The following is a 1,021-nucleotide window of genomic DNA, read 5'->3' as shown; positions in this document are numbered from 1 at the left end:
TGGGGAGTACGGCCGCAAGGCTAAAACTCAAAGGAATTGACGGGGACCCGCACAAGCGGCGGAGCATGCGGATTAATTCGATGCAACGCGAAGAACCTTACCAAGGCTTGACATATACGAGAACGGGCCAGAAATGGTCAACTCTTTGGACACTCGTAAACAGGTGGTGCATGGTTGTCGTCAGCTCGTGTCGTGAGATGTTGGGTTAAGTCCCGCAACGAGCGCAACCCTCGTTCTATGTTGCCAGCACGTAATGGTGGGAACTCATGGGATACTGCCGGGGTCAACTCGGAGGAAGGTGGGGATGACGTCAAATCATCATGCCCCTTATGTCTTGGGCTTCACGCATGCTACAATGGCCGGTACAAAGGGCTGCAATACCGCGAGGTGGAGCGAATCCCAAAAAGCCGGTCCCAGTTCGGATTGAGGTCTGCAACTCGACCTCATGAAGTCGGAGTCGCTAGTAATCGCAGATCAGCAACGCTGCGGTGAATACGTTCCCGGGTCTTGTACACACCGCCCGTCAAGTCATGAAAGTCGGTAACACCTGAAGCCGGTGGCCCAACCCTTGTGGAGGGAGCCGTCGAAGGTGGGATCGGTAATTAGGACTAAGTCGTAACAAGGTAGCCGTACCGGAAGGTGCGGCTGGATCACCTCCTTTCTAAGGAGCACTGCACTCTTCGGAGTGACAGAGCCGGTTTCGAGACGAATGTTCTCGACCGGAGCTCATGGGTGGAACGTTTGACGAGGTGCAGGAGGGTGACCTCTGGATCTAGTACGGCCTTCGGGTGTGGAACGGTTCGGGGTGAGGTTTCTTGCACATGCACGCTGTTGGGTCCTGAGGGACCGGATGAGAGTCCGAACCTCTGGGCCTTTTCTTGTGCCGGCAGTGCCGGTGCGGGGGAGGTACCGCCCGTACTTTGAGAACTACACAGTGGACGCGAGCATCTTGCGAGCTGATCTTTAGGGATCGGTTCGTGAAAGATGATCTTAAAGATCATTAGTCAATTTCGAATTGACG

The 1,021-nt window shown here is 54.9% G+C and carries 1 rRNA gene; it reads left to right on the top strand.

Going from position 1 to position 1,021, the window contains the following annotated elements:
* A 16S ribosomal RNA gene (locus M3190_RS15190) occupies positions 1 to 661 on the top strand; the annotation flags it as partial.
* Between the last annotated feature and the right edge of the window lie 360 nt (positions 662 to 1,021).

Source organism: Microbacterium oleivorans (assembly GCF_023715745.1).
Lineage (GTDB): Bacteria > Actinomycetota > Actinomycetes > Actinomycetales > Microbacteriaceae > Microbacterium > Microbacterium oleivorans_D.
The sequence above is the reverse complement of the archived record's forward strand: the minus strand, read 5'-3'. Positions and strand labels throughout refer to the sequence as shown.